Source organism: Rossellomorea sp. DUT-2 (assembly GCF_052665285.1).
The window spans coordinates 163,709-186,706 of record NZ_JBQPEO010000005.1; the positions used below are offsets into that span (position 1 = coordinate 163,709).

Below are 22,998 nucleotides of genomic sequence, written 5' to 3' on the forward strand. Positions count from 1 at the left end.
GGGGAGTGTTTTTCAATGAATGGGTTACTCATTCTCAATTGGGTTGCATTTATTCTTGTAACCGTTTACGCACTTAGTCTGTTTGTGTATGTAGTAAAGACGAGAATTGAATATATTAAGCTCGGAAAGAAAGTGGAGTTCGACCAGCGATTCAAGGAACGGTTCCAGAAGATCGTGGTCAATGTCTTCGGACAGAAGAAGCTCTTGAAGGATAAGAAGAGTGGAGCGATCCACGTCATGTTCTTCTACGGCTTCATATTAGTCCAATTCGGAGCCATCGATTTCATCTGGAAAGGACTGGCGCCAGGGAGTCACTTACCACTGGGACCATTATATCCCGGATTCACGTTCTTCCAGGAGATTGTCACACTCATGATCCTGGTAGCGGTTGTTTGGGCCTTCCACCGCCGCTATGTGGAGAAGCTGGTTCGTCTTAAAAGAGGATTTAAGTCAGGATTGGTTCTCCTATTCATCGGTGGATTAATGCTGTCAGTCCTTGTAGGGAACGGGATGGGCCTTATCTGGCACGGTGAAGAACTGGCGTGGACAGAGCCTGTAGCTTCACTCATTGCAGGAGCACTTGGAGCCATTGGAGAAACAGCTTCCATCGTCATCTTCTATGTGGCATGGTGGATCCATTTATTATTCTTACTGGCATTCCTGGTATATGTTCCACAATCCAAGCACGCTCACTTAATCGCAGGTCCTGCGAATGTCTACTTCAATCGATTAGACAACCCTGGAAAGCTGAAGCCCATCGACTTTGAAGATGAGTCAGCCGAAAGCTTCGGGGTAGGGAAAATTGAAGAGTTCACACAACATCAAATGATCGACTTCTACGCTTGCGTGGAATGTGGTCGTTGTACGAATATGTGTCCTGCAACAGGAACAGGGAAAATGCTTTCCCCAATGGATTTAATCGTGAAACTACGTGATAACCTGACGAATCACGGTGCAGTCGTTACGCAGAAAAAGCCTTGGGTGCCGACTTTTGCCTTCAATGGCACGAAAGGGAATCAGTTGGCCATGGCGAGTGCGACTCAAGCAGCGGAAGAAGCCGCTGCTGGAGCTGCGTACAGTCCAAGCCTGATCGGAGACGTCATCACAGAAGAAGAAATCTGGGCATGTACGACATGCCGTAACTGTGAAGATCAATGTCCGGTCATGAACGAACACGTGGATAAAATCATCGACCTTCGCCGTTACTTAGTCCTGACTGAAGGAAAGATGGATGCAGATGCACAACGCGCGATGCAAAACATCGAACGCCAAGGGAATCCTTGGGGTCTGAACCGCAAAGAACGTGAAAACTGGCGTGAAGCGAGAGAAGACGTTCATATTCCTACGGTGAAAGAAATGAAAAAAGCAGGAGAAGACTTTGAATACTTATTCTGGGTTGGATCCATGGGTTCATTCGATAACCGCAGCCAAAAAATTGCTTTATCCTTTGCCAAGCTGCTGAATGAAGCAGGCGTGAAATTCGCAATTTTAGGTAACAAAGAGAAAAACTCCGGTGATACACCACGTCGACTTGGTAATGAGTTCCTATTCCAGGAGCTTGCAGGTCAAAACATCGCCGAATTTGAAAAGAATGAAATCAAGAAAATCATTACGATCGATCCGCATGCGTATAACATTTTTAAAAATGAGTATCCGGACTTCGGTTTGGAAGCGGAAGTGTACCACCATACCGAGCTTCTATATGACCTTGTAAAAGAAGGGCGTCTGAAGCCGAAATACGAAGTGAACGAAACGATCACCTTCCACGACTCCTGTTACCTGGGACGTTACAATGAAGTATACGATCCACCAAGGGAAATCCTGAAATCAATCTCCGGCGTGAAATTGGTTGAAATGGAACGTAACCGTGAAAAAGGTATGTGCTGTGGAGCAGGTGGAGGACTCATGTGGATGGAAGAAGACGCAGGTCACCGCGTAAACGTTTCCCGTACAGAGCAGGCACTTGAGGTCAGCCCATCGGTCATCAGCTCGGGTTGTCCATACTGCCTAACGATGCTTTCAGATGGAACGAAAGCGAAGGAAGTCGAAGAAACCGTCTCTACTCAGGATGTAGCAGAAATCCTTGAAAAAGCAGTATGCGGCGATCAAAAAGATCAACCGGCTGCTTCATAAAAAGAATATTATCCGTTTGATAATGAGTGTCCGCTTCTTAGTAGTGGAACATCAAGGAGTGAAACCAAATAGCCTTTACTGCGTTTCACTCCTTTATTTTTCTACAATAATAAATTTAATAGAAAAATAAAAACTTTCTAAATAATCATTACGTTCTAACCGAATATGAAGTACAATAAAGGTATATAAGGGACAAAAACTGTCCCTTCTCTTTTAAGGACTGGTTGAGCGAGCGTTCAGTCGAATATCAGTAAGTCCTATTTTTTTAAGAATAGTTGAAAGCGTATACAATTTGTTTTTGTCGAATCAAATCATTCAGATATAAGGGAGAGCGATTGAGATGGGAAAAACGGTTATTTTAGATGGAGCAAGAACGCCATTCGGTAAATTTGGTGGAAGCTTAAGCAGTTTTACAGCTTCAGAGCTGGGCGGTTTTGCCGTGAAGGAAGCCCTGAAACGATCAGGGATAAATGGTGAAGAGGTAGAGGAAGTGATCCTCGGATCTGTTTTACAAGGGGGGCAGGGACAGATCCCTTCCCGACAAGCATCCCGTCATGCCGGATTGCCGTGGAACGTCAAAACGGAAACCATCAACAAAGTATGTGCTTCAGGAATGCGAAGCGTGACAATGGGTGACCAAATCATCCGTGCAGGTGACGGTGAAGTCATCGTGGCAGGCGGAATGGAATCCATGTCCAATGCACCGTATATCCTTCCGAAAGCTCGCTGGGGCTTCAAGATGGGTGATTCACAGGTGAAGGACTTAATGGTTCATGACGGATTGACGTGCAGTTTCAACCATGTCCATATGGGAACGTACGGAAATGAGACAGCGAAGGAATTTGAACTATCAAGAGAAGAGCAGGACGGGTGGGCGTTAAGAAGCCATGAACGCGCTCTGAAAGCGACAGATGCAGGTATTCTGGGTGAAGAGATCGTCGCGGTGGAAGTGCCACAGCGCAAAGGGGAACCAGTAGTAGTCAGTAAAGATGAGGCCCCACGAAAAGAAACGTCCATCGAAGCTCTGGCCAAGTTAGGTCCTGTCTTCGGGTCGGAAGGAACGATCACAGCCGGGAACGCACCAGGGGTCAACGACGGGGCGGCAGCCATGGTACTCATGAGTGAAGAGAGAGCCACAAAAGAAGGGAAGCAGCCATTAGCCACCATCCTTGGACATACAGCCATTGCCGTGGAAGCAAAGGACTTCCCGCAAACACCGGGACTCGTCATCAATGAGCTGTTGAAGAAAACAGGGAAATCACTTGAAGAAATCGACCTATTTGAAATTAACGAAGCCTTCGCAGCTGTGGCCCTGACAAGTGGGAAAATCGCTGGATTGGACCCGGAAAAAGTCAATGTAAACGGTGGGGCAGTGGCCCTTGGTCATCCGATCGGAGCAAGTGGAGCGCGTATCATCTTGACACTGGCTTATGAATTGAAACGTCGCGGAGGCGGAATCGGAATTGCGTCAATCTGCAGCGGCGGCGGTCAAGGGGATGCGATCATGATAGAGGTGGCGAAGCAGTAGATTATCAGACGCAAAGTTGCCAAAGCAGGTTTGCCTGTAGGGTGTACCAGTCGACAAAATGGATTCAGCTGCTGAATTTTCGAAATAAATCAGCAGCTGATTTCGCGGCATATTTCAGCAGCTGAACAAAACAGAACAAAACAAATCCAACTTCAAACGAAACCAACTAGATTACTAGTGTTAGCTATAACAAAGGGGAGAACAAAATGAACATCAAAAAAGTAATGGTCATCGGGGCAGGACAAATGGGATCAGGAATCGCTCAAGTGTGTGCACAAGCGGGATTCGATGTCTACCTGAACGATCTGAAAGCAGAATTTGTTCAAAAGGGAATCGGCGTGATCACAAAGAACCTGACGCGCTCTGTTGAAAAAGGAAGAATGTCAGAAGAAGATAAAACAGCTACAGTGAACCGTTTAACGGCTTCAACCGATATTCACGACGCGAAGCAAGTAGACCTTGTCATCGAGGCAGCGGTTGAAAACATGGATATCAAAACAAAAATCTTTGCTCAACTGGATGAAATAACTCCGGAGCACACGATCCTTGCTTCTAACACTTCTTCACTACCGATTACAGAAATCGCTGCAGCGACGAAGCGTCCCCAGCAAGTGATCGGAATGCATTTTATGAACCCAGTACCGGTCATGAAATTGGTTGAAATCATTCGCGGGCTTGCGACGACGGATGAAGTGTATCAAGTGATCGAGGACATGACGAAATCCCTCCACAAAGTACCGGTTGAAGTAGAGGACTTTCCTGGATTCGTCTCCAATCGTATCCTTATGCCGATGATCAACGAAGCGATCTACACGCTGTATGAAGGGGTGGCGAGTAAAGAGGCGATTGATGAAGTGATGAAGCTCGGTATGAATCATCCAATGGGTCCTCTGACTCTGGCAGACTTCATCGGGCTCGATACATGCCTATACATCATGGAAACACTGCACGAAGGCTTCGGTGATGACAAATATCGCCCATGTCCGCTACTTAGAAAATATGTGAAAGCAGGCTGGTTGGGACGTAAAACAGGCCGCGGTTTCTATTCATACGAGTAATAACGACGAACATCAGGGAGGAACCATTCATGGAGTTACGATTCACGGAAGAGCAACAGATGATGAGAAAAATGGTAAGGGATTTTGCCGAAACGGAAATCCAGCCGTTTATAGAGAAGATGGAAGAAGGACAATTCCCGAGAGAAATCTTAAATAAAATGGCGGAACTTGGCCTGATGGGAATCACGATTCCTGAGAAATATGGCGGCTCTGAAATGGATTTCACATCCTATATCATTGCCATTCATGAGCTGTCCAAAGTAAGCGCAACCATCGGGGTGATCCTGTCTGTGCATACTTCGGTAGGAACAAATCCGATTCTTTATTTCGGAAACGAAGATCAGAAACGAAAGTATCTCCCTAAGCTTGCGTCCGGGGAATATTTAGGCGCTTTCTGCCTGACGGAACCCAGTGCAGGTTCGGATGCGAAAAGCTTGAAAACGAAAGCCGAAAAACGTGACGATCACTACGTTTTAAACGGATCAAAAGTCTTTATTACTAATGGTGGCGAAGCGGATACGTATATTGTCTTTGCGGCAACGGACCCTTCGAAAGGGAGCCGGGGAGTATCAGCCTTCATCGTAGAGAAAGATACACCGGGTCTTGTGATTGGAAAAGACGAACATAAAATGGGTCTCCACGGTTCGAGAACGGTTCAGTTGACCTTTGAAGATATGAAAGTCCCGGCTGTTAACCTTCTGGGTCAAGAAGGGGAAGGCTTCAAAATCGCCATGGCGAATCTCGATGTCGGCAGAATCGGGATCGCAGCGCAGGCATTGGGAATCGCTGAAGCGGCTTTCGACTATTCAACCGCTTATGCCAAAGAGCGCGTACAATTCGGTAAGCCAATCGCAGCCCAACAGGGAATCGGATTCAAGCTAGCTGATATGGCGACGGCTGTTGAAGGATCGAAGCTTCTTGTGTACCGTGCTGCCAATCTTCGTTCGAACAATATTTCCTGTGGGAAAGAAGCGAGCATGGCAAAGCTCTTTGCTTCGAAAACAGCAGTGGAAGTCTCAACAGAAGCTATTCAGGTCTACGGAGGATATGGTTATACGAAGGAATATCCGGTTGAGCGTCTGTTCCGTGATGCGAAGGTGACGGAGATCTATGAGGGTACGAGTGAGATTCAGAGAATGGTGATTGGGAAGAATTTGTTGGTTTAGTGGCATGGGTGAGCTTGAGGTTTTGGAATAGTGTATGTGTGCACATATTCTGAAGCGAGTCAGGCACCTGATCTTGATTGGGATGTTTCGTGGCGTAAAGGGGTTTCTTGCTTGCATCGTAAGGGTGCCAGACCCGGTATGTAGTAGATCATAGATATGGAGGAATAGAGATGAATTTTAAGTTATCGGAAGAGCATGAAATGATACGTAAGATGGTGCGTGATTTTGCGCGGAATGAGGTGGCTCCTACTGCTGCCGAGCGTGATGAGGAAGAGCGCTTTGATATGGATTTGTTTAAGAAGATGGCTGAGCTTGGGCTGACGGGGATTCCTTGGCCGGAAGAGTACGGTGGAATCGGGAGCGACTACCTGGCATACTGTATCGCCGTTGAAGAGCTATCAAGAGTGTGTGCGTCTACGGGAGTGACTCTTTCCGCTCATACGTCTTTAGCAGGCTGGCCTGTATATAAATTCGGCACAGAAGAGCAAAAGCAGAAGTACCTTCGTCCAATGGCACAAGGTGAGAAAATCGGGGCTTACGGATTGACTGAGCCGGGGTCAGGTTCGGATGCAGGCGGTATGAAAACGACGGCCCGTTTAGAAGGTGATCACTACGTATTGAACGGATCTAAAATTTTTATCACGAACGGTGGAATCGCCGATACGTATATCGTATTCGCTTTGACGGACCCTTCTCAGCGCCAGCGTGGAACGAGTGCGTTCATCGTAGAGAAAGAATATGAAGGATTCTCTGTAGGAAAGAAAGAGAAGAAGCTGGGGATTCGTTCATCGCCAACGACTGAAATCGTATTTGAAGATTGTAAGGTACCTAAAGAGAACATGCTTGGGAATGAAGGCGATGGATTCAAGATTGCCATGATGACACTTGATGGCGGTCGTAACGGAATTGCTGCTCAAGCGGTGGGGATTGCACAAGGAGCCCTTGATGCGTCTGTCGAGTATGCAAAAGAGCGTGAGCAATTCGGGAAGCCGATTGCAGCGAACCAAGGGATTTCATTCAAAATCGCGGATATGGCGACGTCCATCGAAGCTTCCCGTCTATTAACCTATCAAGCTGCCTGGTTAGAGTCGGAAGGACTTCCGTACGGAAAAGAATCGGCGATGTCGAAGCTGATGGCCGGGGATACAGCGATGAAAGTGACAACAGAAGCGGTTCAGATTTTTGGTGGATATGGTTATACAAAAGACTATCCGGTAGAGCGTTATATGCGTGATGCGAAGATTACGCAGATTTATGAGGGGACGCAGGAGATTCAGCGATTGGTTATTTCGCGGATGGTGACGAAGTAGGTATCTTAATGGGATTGTGTGGGGGATTTTTTTAAAGAGAATCTCTTGGTCGTCCTGAAGCGTGTCAGGCACCAGATGGATTCTGATATGCTTCGTGGCGTAAAGGGGTTCGTATCCTCGTTTGCGGCTTTAGGGTGCTAGACCCGGTATGTATAGATAAGTAGTTATAGAGATAGATGACCTTCTGCTTTGTTGGGGGATGAGGCAGGTTGGTCTTGAAATGGGGTCAATGGGAGAAATGGATAGTAAAGGCGGTCGGTTGTTTTGAATAAGAAGAGGGAAGTTCATGCTTCGGTTAAGGATGAGCGTTTGGTAGAAAAGCGGCGTGATCAGATGATTCGCGGGGCCGTCTCTCTATTTAAACAAAAGGGGTTTCATCGCACCACGACTAGAGAGATCGCAAAGGCCGCCGGATTCAGTATCGGAACGTTATATGAATATATTCGAACAAAGGAAGATGTCTTGTATTTAGTGTGTGACAGCATTTATGAGCAGGTTCGGTTGGAGCTTGAGGAGCTGGATGTCGGAAAAGGGACACTGGAGAGCTTAAGGCTCGGCATCGCTCATTATTTTAAAGTGATGGACCGTATGCAGGATGAAGTCCTCGTCATGTATCAGGAGGCGAAATCTTTATCGAAGGATGCCCTTCCATATGTACTGCGTAAAGAACTTGAAATGGTGGGGATGGTGGAAGACCTCATCATAGGCTGTGTCGAGAGTGGAAAGCTTGAGCTTGATGAAGATCAGATCCATATGCTGGCTCAAAATGTATTCGTCCAGGGACAGATGTGGGGATTCCGTCGTTGGGCACTTCAGAAGCGGTTTACACTCGATGAATACATCCATCTTCAAATCGAACTCACTTTTGCAGGCGTCATAGGGTTTGAAAAACAAGGGAGAACAGGGGGAGTAATATGAGCACGGTTGAAATTTATAAACCAAAGCACCATGTTCGTTTTGTCACGGCTTCGAGTCTGTTTGACGGACATGATGCGTCGATCAACATAATGCGTCGGATTATCCAGGCAAGTGGGGCAGAGGTTATCCATTTAGGTCATAACCGCTCCGTGGAAGAAGTCGTCAATGCTGCGATACAAGAAGATGTACAGGGAATCGCGATTTCGTCCTACCAGGGCGGGCACGTAGAATACTTCAAGTACATGTATGACCTTTTGAAAGAAAGAGGAGCGTCTCATATCCGCATTTACGGCGGAGGTGGGGGCGTTATCATCCCGCGTGAGATCAAGGAGCTGCACGAATACGGGATTGCCCGCATCTTCTCACCTGAAGACGGTCGAAAGCATGGTCTTCAAGGAATGATCAACAACATGATCGAGGAATGTGATTTCCCGACGATCAAGGGAAGCGTGAATCAAGAGGTTGAAAAGCTTTCGACTGGAAATGTGAACACGGTTTCGAAGCTGATTTCACTTGCCGAGTATCAAGTCGGAGCAAATGAAGAAGTGGCGGCGACGGCTCAAACCGTCTTTTCTGAAATCAAGAACTTAGCGAAGAAAGTTCCTGTTCTGGGGATCACGGGAACAGGTGGAGCGGGGAAGAGTTCCTTGACGGATGAGCTGATCCGCCGTTTCATCAACGAGCTTCCTGAAAAGAAAATCGCGATCCTATCCATCGATCCCACGAAACAAAAAACAGGCGGAGCCCTTCTTGGTGACCGCATTCGTATGAATGCCATCTTTAATCCTCGCGTCTATATGCGAAGTCTTGCTACCCGTGGGTCGAAAACGGAGCTTTCACTGGCCATCAAGGATGCCATCAATGTGGTCAAAGCGGCAGGCTATGATCTGATCGTCGTTGAAACAAGCGGGATCGGTCAGGGGGATGCGGAAATCGCTGAAATCTGTGATATGTCCATGTATGTCATGACAAGTGAATTCGGTGCTCCGTCCCAGCTTGAGAAAATCGATATGATTGATTTTGCCGATCTTATTGTCATCAATAAATTTGAGCGCAAAGGCTCAGAGGATGCAAGGCGCCAGGTGCAGAAGCAGTATCAGCGGAGCCACTTGCTTTTTGATAAAGACTTAGATGACATGCCGGTATACGGAACGATCGCCAGCCAGTTCAACGATCCAGGTACGAATGCCTTGTTCGCAGCGATCGTGGAAACCGTGAACAAGAAAATGGAACTGGATTGGAAAACAAGCTTCTCCAAAGACGTCGATGTGGAAAAACAAAACGTCATCATTCCAAACAATCGCCGTTACTATCTGCGTGAGATTGCGGAAACGGTACGGAATTATCATAAAAAAGCCGAAGAGCAGGTGAACCTCGCCCGCAGATTGTTCCAATTGGAAGGGGCAATCGAAGCCATTAACGAAAAGGAAACGAATGATGGGCTAGTAACATCCCTTCAAACGTTGAAAGATGAAGTCGAAAACAAGTTAACAGCAGAGTCAAAACAGATTTTAGATAAATGGGACTCTTTAAAAGAAACCTACAGCAAAGATCAATTCATCACCAAAATCCGTGATAAAGAAATCGTCACTGAGTTAAAGACAAAGAGCTTATCGGGACTTGATATTCCGAAAGTATCCCTCCCTAAATACAAAGACTACGGACAGATTCTGGATTGGGTATACAAAGAGAATGTTCCAGGCTCGTTCCCATACACAGCAGGAGTGTTTCCTTTTAAACGAAAAGGGGAAGATCCGAAGCGACAGTTTGCCGGTGAAGGGACTCCTGAACGGACGAATCGCCGTTTCCATTATCTATCCAAGGATGATGATGCGAAACGCCTGAGTACAGCCTTTGATTCTGTCACCTTATATGGTGAAGATCCGGATCACCGACCTGACATTTACGGAAAAGTCGGGGAGAGCGGAGTGAGCATCTGTACACTCGAAGACATGAAGAAGCTATACGCAGGCTTTGATCTGTGTGCGCCTTCTACGTCGGTATCCATGACGATCAATGGTCCGGCACCGATCATCCTTGCCATGTATATGAACACGGCGATCGATCAGCAGATCCGCATGAAAGAAGAAGAGCTCGGCCGCGTATTGACGGTGGAAGAATATGTGGAAGTGAAGGAACAGACACTGCAAGTCGTCCGCGGAACCGTGCAGGCAGATATTTTAAAAGAAGATCAAGGACAAAACACATGTATCTTCTCGACTGAATTCGCCCTTCGCATGATGGGGGACATCCAGCAGTATTTCATCGATCATAAGGTGCGAAACTATTACTCTGTATCGATTTCCGGCTACCATATTGCTGAAGCGGGAGCCAATCCGATTTCACAGCTTGCCTTCACATTGGCGAACGGGTTCACGTACGTTGAATACTATTTAAGTCGAGGAATGGACATCAATGCCTTTGCCCCGAACTTATCGTTCTTCTTCTCGAATGGTCTGGACCCTGAGTATACGGTGATCGGCCGTGTGGCACGCCGCATTTGGTCAACGGTGATGCGTGATAAATACGGCGCCAATGAGAGAAGTCAAAAGTTGAAGTATCATATTCAAACATCGGGTCGCTCCCTGCATGCCCAGGAGATTGACTTTAACGATATCCGTACGACACTTCAAGCCTTGATGGCCCTGCAGGATAACTGTAACTCCTTGCACACCAATGCCTATGATGAAGCCATCACGACACCAACGGAGGAATCGGTCCGACGTGCCATGGCGATCCAGATGATCATCACGAAGGAACACGGATTATCGAAAAATGAAAATCCGCTTCAAGGATCGTTCATCGCAGAAGAGTTGACCGATCTAGTGGAGGAAATGGTCCTGACAGAATTTGATCGCCTGAATGATCGAGGCGGCGTACTTGGATCGATGGAAACCCAGTATCAACGAGGCAAAATCCAAGAAGAATCCATGTATTACGAAATGAAAAAGCATTCCGGGGAACTTCCTATCGTGGGAGTGAACACGTACCTGAATCCAACTCCACCTTCAGAGGAACAAATGGACAGCATGGAACTCGCACGTGCAACGAAGGAAGAAAAAGAAACACAAATTCATAATCTGCGAGACTTCCAATCACAACACAAGGACAAATCCGAAGAAGCCCTGGCCCGCTTAAAACAAGCAGCCGTGGACGGAGGAAACATCTTTGAAGAACTGATGGAAACCGTGAAAGTAGCCAGTCTCGGCCAAATCACACGCGCCCTCTACGAAGTAGGCGGACAATACCGTCGTAACATGTAAAGAAATCATGAAGAAAAAGAGACTACTGTAGGGGTGCAGTGGTCTCTTTTTCTAGGTGGGTATTCTTAATGATAGTAAATGGTCATATTCATAGCGATGGGGGAGTTGTGTTTCTTTAAGGCTGATTTCAATACTTTTCAGGTCGGTCTTATGAAATCGAAAGTAGACTTAGCTAAGTTGATTGGAGCGGAAGGCACTCGACTCCTGCGGGAATAGCTGGACAGGTGAGACCCCGGAGGCGCAGCCGAGGAGGCTCACCGCCAGCCCCGCGGAAAGCGAGTGCCTGGAGCGGAAATCAACCCCTACTCGCTCATGGTTAAATAGCAACAAAGTTTAAGAAAAGAATATATTAAATACAGAGCACATGCCAAAATAAACGAAATGAGTTTAAAAACTCACCAAATCGTCTATCCTTTAAACAAAATCAACCAATTTTTAACACGATCTTAATAGTAGTCGGGTATCATTTCCTATATAATGAGAATTGTCAGATAAGTGAGAGGGTATGAACGATACATACGTTTGGATGTGAGACTGTGAAGACCATTTTTCGTTATATATTATTAGCCATCATCATATTCGTCGCGGTAGTACTATATCAATTTCAATTAGGAGCGATTCCTTTTTTTCTGCTCTCTTTCTATCTTTTCTACGAAGCGTTCCGTGTGATTCGAAACGGTGAAAAAGAAGAGAAATGGGAAAGCGGCAGACCCTCCTGACCCCAGTTGTGAAAAAAATGCAAGAAAAACCAGATAGGTATAGCATAAAGTCTTTTCTATTGTTTATAATGATGAATATGGTTAGAATTGATAATGGAGAATTTTTGCCCTTTTTTACTCTACTTAGTAGAGTTTGAAATACAGAAAGGAAGTGCGTTAATTGAGTCTTAAGCAGTTATCCAAAGAAGAATTACGTCAAACATCATTCATTGAGTTGGCACATGAGATTTTAACAGAGAAAAAGAAAGCAATGCCTTTCGAAGACATAGTCAAAGAAATTAAAGGTTTGCTTGGAATTTCTGAAAAAGAGGTTCGCAGCCGCTTACTTCAATTCTATACGGATCTTAATGTCGAGGGACGTTTTATTGCCATGGGCGATAACAGTTGGGGATTAAGAGAATGGTATCCGGTGGATCAAATCGAGGAAGAAACGGTTCCAACGATGAAATCCAGCAAAAAGAAAAAAGCGAAGAAGAAAGTCGATGAAGATTTAGATCTTGAAGACTTCGATGATCTGGACGATGAAGATCTTGATTATGATGATCTTGATGACACGGACGATGACGATGATCTGACAGATGATGACGACGACGATGTAGATGCCGTTGACGCAGATGCAGATGAAGATCTGGACATCGATGAAGACGATGAAGAACTTGAAATCGATGAATTCGATGACGACGACGAAGAAGACGAAGAAGACGAGCTAGATGAGGAAAAGGAAGATAAGTAATCTTCACCTCATATAAGCATCTGACGAACCTATCAAAAAGACGCTTTTGCCCTTTTTGATAGGTTTTTTTATGGTCTCGGGCCTTGTGCACCGAGTGACGCCATTGATTGAAAATTCCCTCATCATTCTATGCTTGACTTCTTTCTTTGAGGAAGGTAGTATTTTATTTGGGCTCCTTAAAAAAGGACGAATTACGTATACAACGCTCCCCTTACATGTTTGTAAGTGGGGCGTTTTTTATTTTATAAGAAGAAAGCTTTGACGTAACAGGGTATTGTCTATTCCTTTATGTGTGGCGGATCGATTCTTTAAGACCCCTTACATTTTTATGTATATTGATAATAAGAGGCTGTCTTTTAGCTGGTTTATGCAGATGAATTTATTTTTAGAGAATGGACTTGTCCTTCTTTGAACAAGATAAATTCATGACATACCTACATAAGAGACACCCTCTACTTTTTTTGAACCAAACTTACTTTGAAGGGGGACATATACATGACTAAGTATATTTTCGTAACAGGCGGCGTAGTGTCGTCACTAGGGAAAGGGATCACAGCAGCGTCCCTTGGCAGACTATTGAAAAACCGTGGAGTGAGTGTCACGATCCAGAAGTTCGATCCATACATCAACGTGGATCCGGGAACGATGAGTCCCTATCAGCACGGTGAAGTATTCGTAACAGACGATGGTGCGGAAACGGATCTTGACTTAGGTCACTATGAGCGTTTCGTTGACATAAACCTAACGAAATACAGCTCTGTCACAACGGGTAAAATCTATTCAACTGTACTGAAAAAAGAGCGTCGCGGTGATTATCTTGGTGGTACTGTACAAGTTATCCCACACATCACAAACGAAATCAAAGAACGCGTATACCGCGCTGGACGCGAGACGAATTCAGATGTCGTGATCACGGAAATCGGTGGAACGGTCGGGGATATCGAATCTCTGCCATTCCTTGAAGCGATTCGCCAGATCAAGAGTGATGTTGGCCGTGACAATGTGATGTACATCCACTGTACTCTTATACCTTACATCAAAGCAGCGGGTGAAATGAAAACAAAACCGACTCAGCATAGCGTAAAAGAGCTTCGCAGTCTTGGTATCCAGCCAAATGTCATCGTCGTGCGTACTGAAATGCCAATGACTCAAGACATGAAAGACAAAATCGCGTTATTCTGTGATATTGATAAAAATGCTGTCATTGAAGCAATGGATGCAGACACACTATACTCTGTACCACTTGCGCTACAGGATCAAAAGCTTGATGAAATCACATGTCAGCACTTGAAACTTAATTGCCACGAAGCAGACATGACCGAGTGGAATGAACTCGTTGATCGCGTGAAAAACCTGTCCCGTAAAACAAGAATTGCCCTGGTAGGGAAATATGTTGAACTGCAGGATGCGTATATCTCAGTAGTGGAAGCCCTTCGTCATGCCGGCTATCAATTCGATAGCGATATCGAAGTAAGATGGTTGAACTCTGAGTTGATCGACAACGCAAACGTAGCAGAAAAACTGGCAGATGTAGATGGAATCCTTGTACCAGGAGGCTTCGGTGACCGTGGGGTAGAAGGGAAAATCGCTGCCACTCAATATGCCCGTGAAAACAAGATTCCTTTCCTTGGAATCTGCCTTGGTATGCAGCTGGCATCTGTAGAATATGCACGTAATGTTCTTGGGTTGGAAGGAGCTCACTCTGCTGAGTTGAATCCTGAAACGCCATACCCTGTCATCGATCTGTTACCTGAACAAAAGGACATCGAAGATCTTGGTGGAACACTGCGTCTCGGACTATACCCATGTAAGCTGACAAAAGGTTCAAAAGCCTATGCAGCCTACGATGGAGAAGTGGTATACGAGCGTCACCGCCACCGCTTCGAATTCAACAATCACTACCGTGAGCAAATGGAAAAAGCCGGCTTCATCTTCTCAGGTACAAGCCCTGATGGCCGTCTTGTGGAAATCATCGAGCTAAGCGACCACCCATGGTTCGTCGCATCTCAATTCCACCCTGAATTCACCTCACGCCCGACACGTCCGCAGCCTCTATTCAGAGACTTCGTGGAAGCATCACTTGCGTATGGTGAGAAATAAGATTTGATTTTTGGAACTGCTCTCCCTGGTTTGGGAGGGCGGTTTTTTTTGTTTTATCGGGTGGGTGTGAATTTGTCGAAGGGTTGGAAATGGATGCTTTTAGTTGGAACAATGGACTTATCTGGGCTGGTTGGTGTCTTGAAAAGGTGTGGGTGGCAGATTTATAAGGGGAATGAGAATATATCGACCGTTATTCGGATTTATCAACCTTCAATTGAATATATCGACCTTCATATCGTTATAGCAACCGTTCTTTCATTATATCAACCTTATTTTCAAGATATCGACCGTTCTACAATGAACGACAAATTTCGCGGAGCTCGTCTCTCAGTATATATCCATCAAAAAACCCGTCCCCAAGCAGGAACGGGCCCATCTACTACTCCTCATACTCCTCCAACATCTCACGGATCACAAACCCGATGGCGAAATAAAGATAAAGCGCCGCCATACTGGAAGGAAAGCTCACACGCTCTCCGATTTCATCGCCTGGAAGCATGCCCTTGATCACTTTCGTATCTAAGTGAACATCGGCTAAGTCCACCAGATTCTCTTCACCCTCTACCAATCCAGAGACAGCCACGAATGGCACACCTTCATCAGCCAGTCTTTTCCCTAACGCCACGGCTTCCTCATCAGTAGAAAAACGGCTGACGACTAATACACGATCAGCTTCCGTCAGCTCGGTGGAATCTTCGTATCTTTTAGCAGAAGGAAGAGGTTCAGCACCAAACAAAGCCTCGACTGTAACTGCTTCCATCTCCCCGAAGCCCTTAATGTAAATATTTCCTTGTCCGATGGCGGCTTGGGCCAGCAGGCGGGCACCGTCTTCGATTTCGAATTCCTGCTTATCATAAATGCGTTTGAACAGTCCTGTTAACTGTGTCGTGAACATTTTTATCATAGAATAAACTCTCCTTATATATTCAGCTTCGACATTTGTCATCGTAACGCTTATTATAAAGGGGGAAAAGGTCTTAAGTAAAATCTTGATTAGAAGCAGGATTCTTTACAGTAAAAAGAGAATTAGTAATAAATATACAATTATTAGCCGGTTATTTAGTGTAGAATACATAATTTACTTTAATATGAAGGGGATTGGGATGGATGAACGAGAAAATTCTTATTGTAGACGATCAATTTGGTATTAGGATTCTATTAAATGAAGTGTTACAAAAGGAAGGCTACCAAACATTTCAGGCAGCGAACGGAATCCAGGCTCTTGAAATTGTAGATCAGCACTCCCCTGATTTGGTTTTGCTGGATATGAAGATTCCAGGGATGGATGGAATCGAAATTTTGAAGAGAATGAAGCAGAAGGATGCAGATATCCGCGTCATTATTATGACGGCGTACGGGGAGCTGGACATGATTCAGGAAGCAAAGGATCTGGGAGCGCTTACTCACTTTGCGAAACCGTTTGATATCGACGACATCAGGCAGGCTGTGAAACAATATATTCCAGCTTGATCGTATTATTTGAATAGTGAAAATAGTAGTATTTTTAACAATTCGCCTCTGCAGTTGGTAAAATCAATTCTGTTTTGGTATGATACAAGTGAAATTGTAAACAATGTCACATGGTGCTATAAATAACACCGCCATTTCTACTAGAATGGTTCACTGACTGAATAAAAGGAGGAAATTACTATGCCTTTAGTTTCTATGAAAGACATGCTAATTCAAGCAAAAGAAAACAGCTATGCGGTAGGTCAATTCAACCTGAATAACCTTGAGTTCACTCAAGCGATCCTACAAGCTGCTGAAGAAGAAAAATCACCTGTCATCCTTGGTGTTTCTGAAGGGGCAGCCCGTTACATGAGTGGCTTCAAAACAGTTGTGAAAATGGTCGAAGGTCTTATGGAAGACCTGAACATCACAGTACCTGTTGCGATTCACTTAGACCACGGTTCAAGCTTTGAGAAGTGTAAAGAAGCGATCGATGCAGGTTTCACTTCTGTCATGATCGACGCTTCTCACGGTCCTTTCGAGGAAAACATTGAAATCACTTCTAAAGTGGTTGAATATGCTCACTCTAAAGGTGTTTCTGTTGAAGCTGAGCTTGGAACTGTTGGTGGACAAGAGGATGACGTAATAGCAGATGGCGTTATCTATGCAGATCCTAAAGAGTGTCAAGAATTAGTAGAGCGTACTGGTATCGATACACTGGCACCTGCACTAGGTTCTGTTCACGGTCCTTACAAAGGTGAACCGAATCTTGGATTCAAAGAAATGGAAGAAATCGGTGCAGCGGCTGGAGTACCTCTAGTACTTCACGGTGGTACTGGAATTCCGACAAAAGACATCCAAAAAGCGATTTCTTTCGGAACAGCCAAAATCAACGTAAATACTGAAAACCAAATTGCTTCTGCTAAAGCAGTACGTGAAGTACTTGCAGCTGACACAGAAGTATATGATCCACGTAAATACATGGGTCCTGCCCGTGAAGCGATCAAAACGACAGTTGCAGGCAAAATGCGCGAATTTGGTTCTTCTAACCAAGCTAAATAGATAGGTAATGTTTGGAAAGTCCTTGCGTGTAGATTACAGGCTTTCCGAATGTGGTAGAAATAGAATGAAGCGGTAGGATGGGACTGGCACCAGGAGAGGTTTGATACCTTTTTGGGTCAGTCCCTTCCGTTCATTAAAAGATGATTGAAAATTTTGTCGAAAATGGGGTATAGTTAATGAAATTTTTCATAGACACAGCAAACATGAATGAAATTCAAGAAGCATTTGAATGGGGTATTCTTTCAGGAGTGACAACGAATCCGTCGCTTGTAGCGAAAGAAAAAAACGTGACATTTGAAGATCGTTTAAAAGAAATCACGGAATTAGTCCCTGGTTCTGTAAGCGCTGAAGTCATCGCGACAGACGCTGAAGGAATGATCAAAGAGGGTAGGGAGCTTGCGAAGATCGCGCCCAACATTACGGTTAAGCTTCCGATGACGCCGGACGGATTGAAAGCGACATCTACTTTTGCTAAAGAAGGAATTAAGACAAATGTCACGCTGATTTTCAGTGCGAACCAGGCGCTTTTAGCGGCTCGTGCTGGAGCGACGTATGTTTCGCCTTTTTTAGGAAGATTAGATGATATCGGTCATGACGGTCTCGAGCTTGTATCCAAGATCGCTGAAATCTTTGCGATTCACGGCCTGGAAACAGAAATCATTGCGGCATCGACCCGCCATCCACAACATATTACAGAAGCTGCTTTAAGAGGGGCGCATATTGCGACCGTTCCTTTGAAAGTGTTGAAGCAATTATTCCATCACCCTCTTACGGATAAAGGAATCGACGCATTCCTGAATGATTGGAACAACCGCTAATTTTAAGTCAATTGGTCTAGCAAAAAAAATTCTTTTATCCTATACATGTTTTGACGAATTATGTATACACTAGTAGACAATACCTCTTAGAACGTCTTCTATTGGAAAAATAATCCTTTTTGTTTTTGGTGTGCGGAGTCTGACAGCCATTGGGGCTTCCTCATCAATGAACAGTGGAAGGGAGTTTAATATGGAAAAGTTAAAAATTGCAGGAGGTTATCCCCTTGAAGGCACCATTAAAGTCAGTGGGGCCAAAAATAGTGCGGTAGCCTTGATCCCGGCAACCATTCTTGCTGATTCACCAGTCACAATTGAAGGGTTACCAGACATCTCTGATGTGCAGACACTGAAAGATCTTTTAGAAGAGATCGGCGGTTCAGTCAATTTGGAAGATGGGGATATGAATGTAGATCCAAGTCAAATGGTGTCCATGCCTTTACCTAGCGGGAAGGTGAAAAAGCTTCGTGCTTCTTATTATTTAATGGGAGCGATGCTTGGGCGATTCAAAAAAGCGGTCATCGGATTACCGGGTGGATGTCACCTTGGTCCACGTCCAATCGATCAACACATTAAAGGCTTTGAGGCTCTTGGAGCAGAAGTGACGAATGAACAAGGTGCGATTTATTTGCGTGCCGAGGAATTAAGGGGTGCCCGCATCTATCTTGATGTAGTCAGTGTAGGAGCAACCATAAACATCATGCTTGCCGCTGTACGCGCAAAAGGCAGAACGATCATTGAAAATGCGGCAAAAGAACCTGAGATCATCGACGTAGCTACATTACTAAGTAATATGGGCGCGAAGATCAAAGGAGCGGGAACCGATGTGATCCGCATTGATGGTGTAGACGAGCTTCACGGCTGCCGTCACACAATCATTCCTGACCGCATTGAAGCAGGAACGTTCATGATCCTTGCAGCAGCCGTCGGTAAAGGTGTGCTTGTTGACAACGTTATCCCATTACATATGGAATCGGTCATCGCCAAGCTGCGTGAAATGGGTGTACCCGTTGAAACAAATGACGACCAGATCTACATCGGAAGAGCGGACAAGCTTAAATCCGTTGATGTGAAAACATTGGTGTATCCAGGGTTCCCGACAGATCTGCAGCAGCCGTTCACCACGTTATTGAACCGGGCAGAAGGTTCTGCTGTCGTAACGGACACCATCTATTCAGCCCGCTTCAAGCATATCGATGAACTGAGAAGAATGAATGCGACGATCAAGGTAGAAGGTCGCTCCGCCATCGTCAATGGACCTGTACAATTACAAGGTGCCAAAGTCAAAGCGAGTGACCTGCGAGCAGGAGCGGCTCTTGTCATCGCAGGCTTAATGGCAGAGGGAATCACAGAAGTAACCGGTCTCGAGCACATCGACCGCGGCTACAGCGACCTCGTTGCCAAACTTGAAGGCCTGGGAGCAACCATCTGGCGTGAAAAAATGTCAGCCGAAGAACTGGAGCAGATGAAGTCGTAGTTTCGTAAATCTGTACTATTGTAAAAAAGATGGTTGTTTAGAAGTTATGGTAAAACATTTATATCTAAGTTGATTGGAGCGGAAGGTGCTCGACTCCTGCGGGAATAGCGGGAAAGTTGAGACCCCACAGGGCAAAGCCCGAGGAGGCTCAACTCACGCCCCGCGGAAAGCGAGCACTTGGAGCGGAAATCAACCACTACTCGCTTTTTAAGGATTTCATTAAATATTTCCAGTATGACCAGTTCTTTTCTACCTAAATGAACCATTGTGTCCTACTTTTTTCGAAAAAAAGTCTCTCTAAACGTTTCAATGTGTTACAATAAATCTGTTAATATGTTATACAATTTAAGATTATTGTAAAACAAAAGGGATTACGGGAGGCTATATACATGGAAAGAAGTTTATCAATGGAGCTTGTTCGAGTAACAGAAGGGGCTGCCCTTGCGTCGGCACGTTGGATGGGTCGCGGTAAGAAGGATGAAGCAGATGATGCTGCAACTTCTGCCATGCGCGATGTATTCGATACAGTACCGATGAAGGGAACAGTTGTTATCGGTGAAGGTGAAATGGATGAAGCTCCAATGCTTTATATCGGTGAGAAACTAGGGACAGGCTATGGTCCACGTGTAGATGTGGCCGTCGATCCGTTGGAAGGAACGAATATCGTTGCTTCCGGAGGCTGGAATGCACTGGCGGTACTCGCGGTGGCAGACCACGGAAACCTACTGAACGCACCGGATATGTATATGGATAAAATCGCAGTAGGACCAGAAGCGGTCGGGGAAATCGATATCAACGCTTCTGTTATCGATAATCTGAAAGCCGTTGCGAAAGCAAAGAACAAGGATATCGAAGACGTAGTGGCAACGGTCTTAAATCGTCCTCGTCATGAGCATATCATCCAACAGCTGAGAGAGGCAGGGGCCCGCATCAAACTGATCAATGATGGTGACGTAGCAGGAGCTATGAACACGGCATTCGATCATACGGGTGTCGATATTTTATTCGGATCCGGTGGCGCTCCAGAGGGAGTACTTGCTGCCGTTGCGTTGAAATGCTTAGGTGGAGAAATTCAAGGAAAGCTTTTACCACAGAACGACGCCGAACTGCAACGCTGTATCAGCATGGGGCTGGATGTGGACAAGATCCTTCGAATGGAAGACCTCGTATGCGGTGACGATGCGATCTTTGCGGCTACAGGTGTCACGGACGGCGAACTGTTAAGAGGTGTTCAGCTTAAAGGGACATACGGTTTGACTCATTCTGTCGTTATGCGTGCCAAATCTGGTACCGTTCGCTTCATAGACGGCCGCCACAGTCTTCAGAAAAAACCAAACCTGGTCATGAGATAATAAATAGATATAAGTAACATGAGAGAGAAACCAACTCTTCTTAATAAGAGATGAGGGATGGGCAGAGTGTCTTACCATTTCTGCCCATGACCACTCTTATCACTCACTTTTTTTCTTCATAGGTGAAAAAATGCTGCCTAATTACCTTCCTTTTTTTACCCAGTCATTGATTCTTAATTAAAAGTATGGTTACAATAGATAAGGTTTTATCTTCAGCATTTTTTCTATTAGTTTATGCTTCAACATATTTCTTCATTTTTAGAAAAATCTACCCATATTTGGCTCTTTTCTAAAAGATAGTTATTTATTTTTGAAAGAGAATATAACAAAGTTGATTGTAGCGGAAGGTGCTCGACTCCTGCGGGAATAGCGGGAAAGTTGAGACCCCACAGGGCGAAGCCCGAGGAGGCTCAACTCACGCCCCGCGGAAAGCGAGCATCCTGCAGCGGAAATCAACCTCTACTCTCTTGTGAAAAATAACAACAAAGTTTTATTTTAAAGTAGGACAAATTAATAAAGCGTGGTGTCATGATGGAAGAGTTAACAATCTCTAGCTTAGAAAATATGAAGCTTAAAGAGCTTTACGAGCTAGCCAAACAATACAAAGTTTCTTATTATAGTAAATTAACAAAAAAAGAATTGATTTTCGCTATCCTTAAAGTTCGTGCAGAACAAGAAGGCTTCTTCTTTATGGAAGGTGTTCTTGAAATCATCCAATCAGAAGGTTTCGGTTTCTTACGACCGATCAACTATTCTCCAAGCTCTGAGGATATTTATATTTCTGCATCACAAATCCGTCGTTTTGACCTTCGTAACGGGGATAAGGTATCGGGAAAAGTACGCCCTCCGAAGGAAAACGAGCGTTATTTCGGACTGCTTCATGTTGAAATGGTCAATGGAGAAGAGCCTGAATCTGCGAAAGAACGTGTCCATTTCCCAGGTTTGACGCCTTTATATCCTGACCGTCAAATGAAACTTGAAACAACACCAAACAAAATCTCCACGCGTATTATGGATCTTATAGCGCCTGTCGGTTTTGGACAACGTGGATTAGTCGTAGCACCACCTAAAGCTGGTAAGACGATGCTGATCAAAGAAATCGCGAACTCGATCACAACGAATCATCCTGAAGCGGAATTAATCATTCTTCTGATCGATGAGCGTCCAGAGGAAGTAACGGATATCGAACGTTCGGTCGAAGCAGAAGTCGTAAGCTCAACATTTGATGAAGTGCCGGAAAATCACATCAAAGTGGCAGAACTCGTTTTGGAGCGCGCCATGCGTTTAGTGGAGCACAAGCGTGATGTCATTATCCTGATGGATAGTATCACTCGTTTGGCCCGTGCTTATAACCTGGTCATCCCGCCAAGTGGACGAACTCTTTCCGGTGGTATTGATCCGGCTGCGTTCCATCGCCCAAAAAGATTCTTTGGTGCTGCACGTAACATTGAAGAAGGCGGAAGCTTGACGGTCCTGGCGACAGCGCTAGTGGATACGGGGTCCCGTATGGACGATGTCATTTATGAAGAGTTCAAAGGAACAGGGAACTTAGAGCTTCATCTTGATCGTTCTCTTGCTGAGAGACGAATCTTCCCGGCCATCGACATCCGTCGTTCCGGAACTCGTCGCGAAGAACTTCTCATCAAACCGGATCATCTTGAAAAGCTGTGGGCGATTCGCAAAGCGATGTCCGATCAGCCTGATTTCGCTGAGAAGCTTATGCGCAAGCTGAAGCAATCGAAGACAAATGAAGAGTTTTTCAATGTGTTGACAGAAGAGTCGAAGAAGCGTTAATCTAGTAATCGAATGATTTTTAGAGGAGAATGATGTCTGTAACTTCCAATTTTACAGGTTGCAAATATCACTTGTCCTTGTTATAATAGTGTCAATGTGTTTTAAAAAATGGATGTGGTAA

At 45.2% G+C, this 22,998-nt stretch carries 17 protein-coding genes; 16 read left to right on the forward strand and 1 reads right to left on the reverse strand.

Features of this window, described 5'->3' with window-relative positions; all coding sequences use genetic code 11:
• Positions 1-15 precede the first annotated feature (15 nt).
• The 10 genes from ACOSV2_RS18650 (at position 16) to ACOSV2_RS18695 (ending at position 14,928) form a co-directional block, all read left to right on the forward strand.
• Positions 16-2,133 carry a 4Fe-4S dicluster domain-containing protein gene (locus ACOSV2_RS18650; protein WP_148970671.1) on the forward strand — a complete coding sequence of 706 codons (2,118 nt, stop codon included), beginning with the start codon at positions 16-18 and terminating at the stop codon, positions 2,131-2,133.
• A gap of 340 nt (positions 2,134-2,473) precedes the next feature.
• Positions 2,474-3,661: an acetyl-CoA C-acetyltransferase gene (locus ACOSV2_RS18655; protein WP_428976422.1), complete on the forward strand. Its 1,188-nt coding sequence runs from the start codon at positions 2,474-2,476 to the stop codon at positions 3,659-3,661.
• Positions 3,662-3,867: 206 nt separating this feature from the next.
• Positions 3,868-4,719, forward strand: a complete 852-nt coding sequence (locus tag ACOSV2_RS18660; protein ID WP_428976423.1) for a 3-hydroxybutyryl-CoA dehydrogenase — start codon at positions 3,868-3,870, stop codon at positions 4,717-4,719.
• Between the two features lie 29 nt (positions 4,720-4,748).
• A complete protein-coding gene (locus ACOSV2_RS18665) occupies positions 4,749-5,885 on the forward strand; it encodes an acyl-CoA dehydrogenase (RefSeq protein ID WP_428976424.1) in 1,137 nt (378 codons plus the stop codon).
• Between the two features lie 170 nt (positions 5,886-6,055).
• Positions 6,056-7,195 carry an acyl-CoA dehydrogenase gene (locus ACOSV2_RS18670; RefSeq protein WP_113969263.1) on the forward strand — a complete coding sequence of 380 codons (1,140 nt, stop codon included), beginning with the start codon at positions 6,056-6,058 and terminating at the stop codon, positions 7,193-7,195.
• Between the two features lie 264 nt (positions 7,196-7,459).
• The gene (locus ACOSV2_RS18675) at positions 7,460-8,113 is read left to right on the forward strand and encodes a TetR/AcrR family transcriptional regulator (RefSeq protein ID WP_428976425.1); all 654 of its coding nucleotides are present in this window, start codon (positions 7,460-7,462) and stop codon (positions 8,111-8,113) included.
• Positions 8,110-11,376: a fused isobutyryl-CoA mutase/GTPase IcmF gene (gene icmF / locus ACOSV2_RS18680; RefSeq protein WP_428976426.1), complete on the forward strand. Its 3,267-nt coding sequence runs from the start codon at positions 8,110-8,112 to the stop codon at positions 11,374-11,376. Before ACOSV2_RS18675 ends, icmF begins: the two co-directional genes overlap by 4 nt.
• Positions 11,377-11,912: 536 nt before the next feature.
• A complete protein-coding gene (locus ACOSV2_RS18685) occupies positions 11,913-12,095 on the forward strand; it encodes a hypothetical protein (protein ID WP_428976427.1) in 183 nt (60 codons plus the stop codon).
• A gap of 160 nt (positions 12,096-12,255) precedes the next feature.
• Positions 12,256-12,828 (forward strand): DNA-directed RNA polymerase subunit delta, encoded by a 573-nt coding sequence (gene rpoE / locus ACOSV2_RS18690; protein WP_428976428.1) that lies wholly within the window; start codon positions 12,256-12,258, stop codon positions 12,826-12,828.
• Positions 12,829-13,323: 495 nt separating this feature from the next.
• Positions 13,324-14,928 (forward strand): CTP synthase, encoded by a 1,605-nt coding sequence (locus ACOSV2_RS18695; RefSeq protein ID WP_397553696.1) that lies wholly within the window; start codon positions 13,324-13,326, stop codon positions 14,926-14,928.
• 379 nt (positions 14,929-15,307) lie between these two features.
• Here ACOSV2_RS18695 and ACOSV2_RS18700 read toward each other — a convergent pair whose 3' ends face one another.
• Positions 15,308-15,832 carry a DUF2529 domain-containing protein gene (locus ACOSV2_RS18700; protein ID WP_428976429.1) on the reverse strand — a complete coding sequence of 175 codons (525 nt, stop codon included), beginning with the start codon at positions 15,830-15,832 and terminating at the stop codon, positions 15,308-15,310.
• A 203-nt stretch (positions 15,833-16,035) separates the two neighbouring features.
• On the opposite strand from ACOSV2_RS18700, the gene ACOSV2_RS18705 reads away from it, so the two are divergent.
• The 6 genes from ACOSV2_RS18705 (at position 16,036) to rho (ending at position 22,877) form a co-directional block, all read left to right on the forward strand.
• Positions 16,036-16,398, forward strand: coding sequence for a response regulator (locus ACOSV2_RS18705; RefSeq protein ID WP_148971206.1), 363 nt, complete (start codon positions 16,036-16,038; stop codon positions 16,396-16,398).
• Positions 16,399-16,578: 180 nt separating this feature from the next.
• Entirely contained in the window at positions 16,579-17,439 is an 861-nt protein-coding gene (gene fdaB / locus ACOSV2_RS18710) for a class IIb fructose-bisphosphate aldolase FdaB (RefSeq protein ID WP_428976430.1), read from the forward strand.
• Positions 17,440-17,615: 176 nt separating this feature from the next.
• A complete protein-coding gene (gene fsa / locus ACOSV2_RS18715; RefSeq protein ID WP_428976431.1) occupies positions 17,616-18,257 on the forward strand; it encodes a fructose-6-phosphate aldolase in 642 nt (213 codons plus the stop codon).
• Positions 18,258-18,447: 190 nt separating this feature from the next.
• On the forward strand, positions 18,448-19,731 hold the full coding sequence (locus tag ACOSV2_RS18720; protein ID WP_397553699.1) for a UDP-N-acetylglucosamine 1-carboxyvinyltransferase: 1,284 nt from the start codon (positions 18,448-18,450) through the stop codon (positions 19,729-19,731).
• 389 nt (positions 19,732-20,120) lie between these two features.
• Entirely contained in the window at positions 20,121-21,083 is a 963-nt protein-coding gene (gene glpX / locus ACOSV2_RS18725) for a class II fructose-bisphosphatase (RefSeq protein ID WP_034765120.1), read from the forward strand.
• Positions 21,084-21,614: 531 nt separating this feature from the next.
• Entirely contained in the window at positions 21,615-22,877 is a 1,263-nt protein-coding gene (rho, locus tag ACOSV2_RS18730; RefSeq protein WP_044340561.1) for a transcription termination factor Rho, read from the forward strand.
• Positions 22,878-22,998 lie beyond the last annotated feature (121 nt).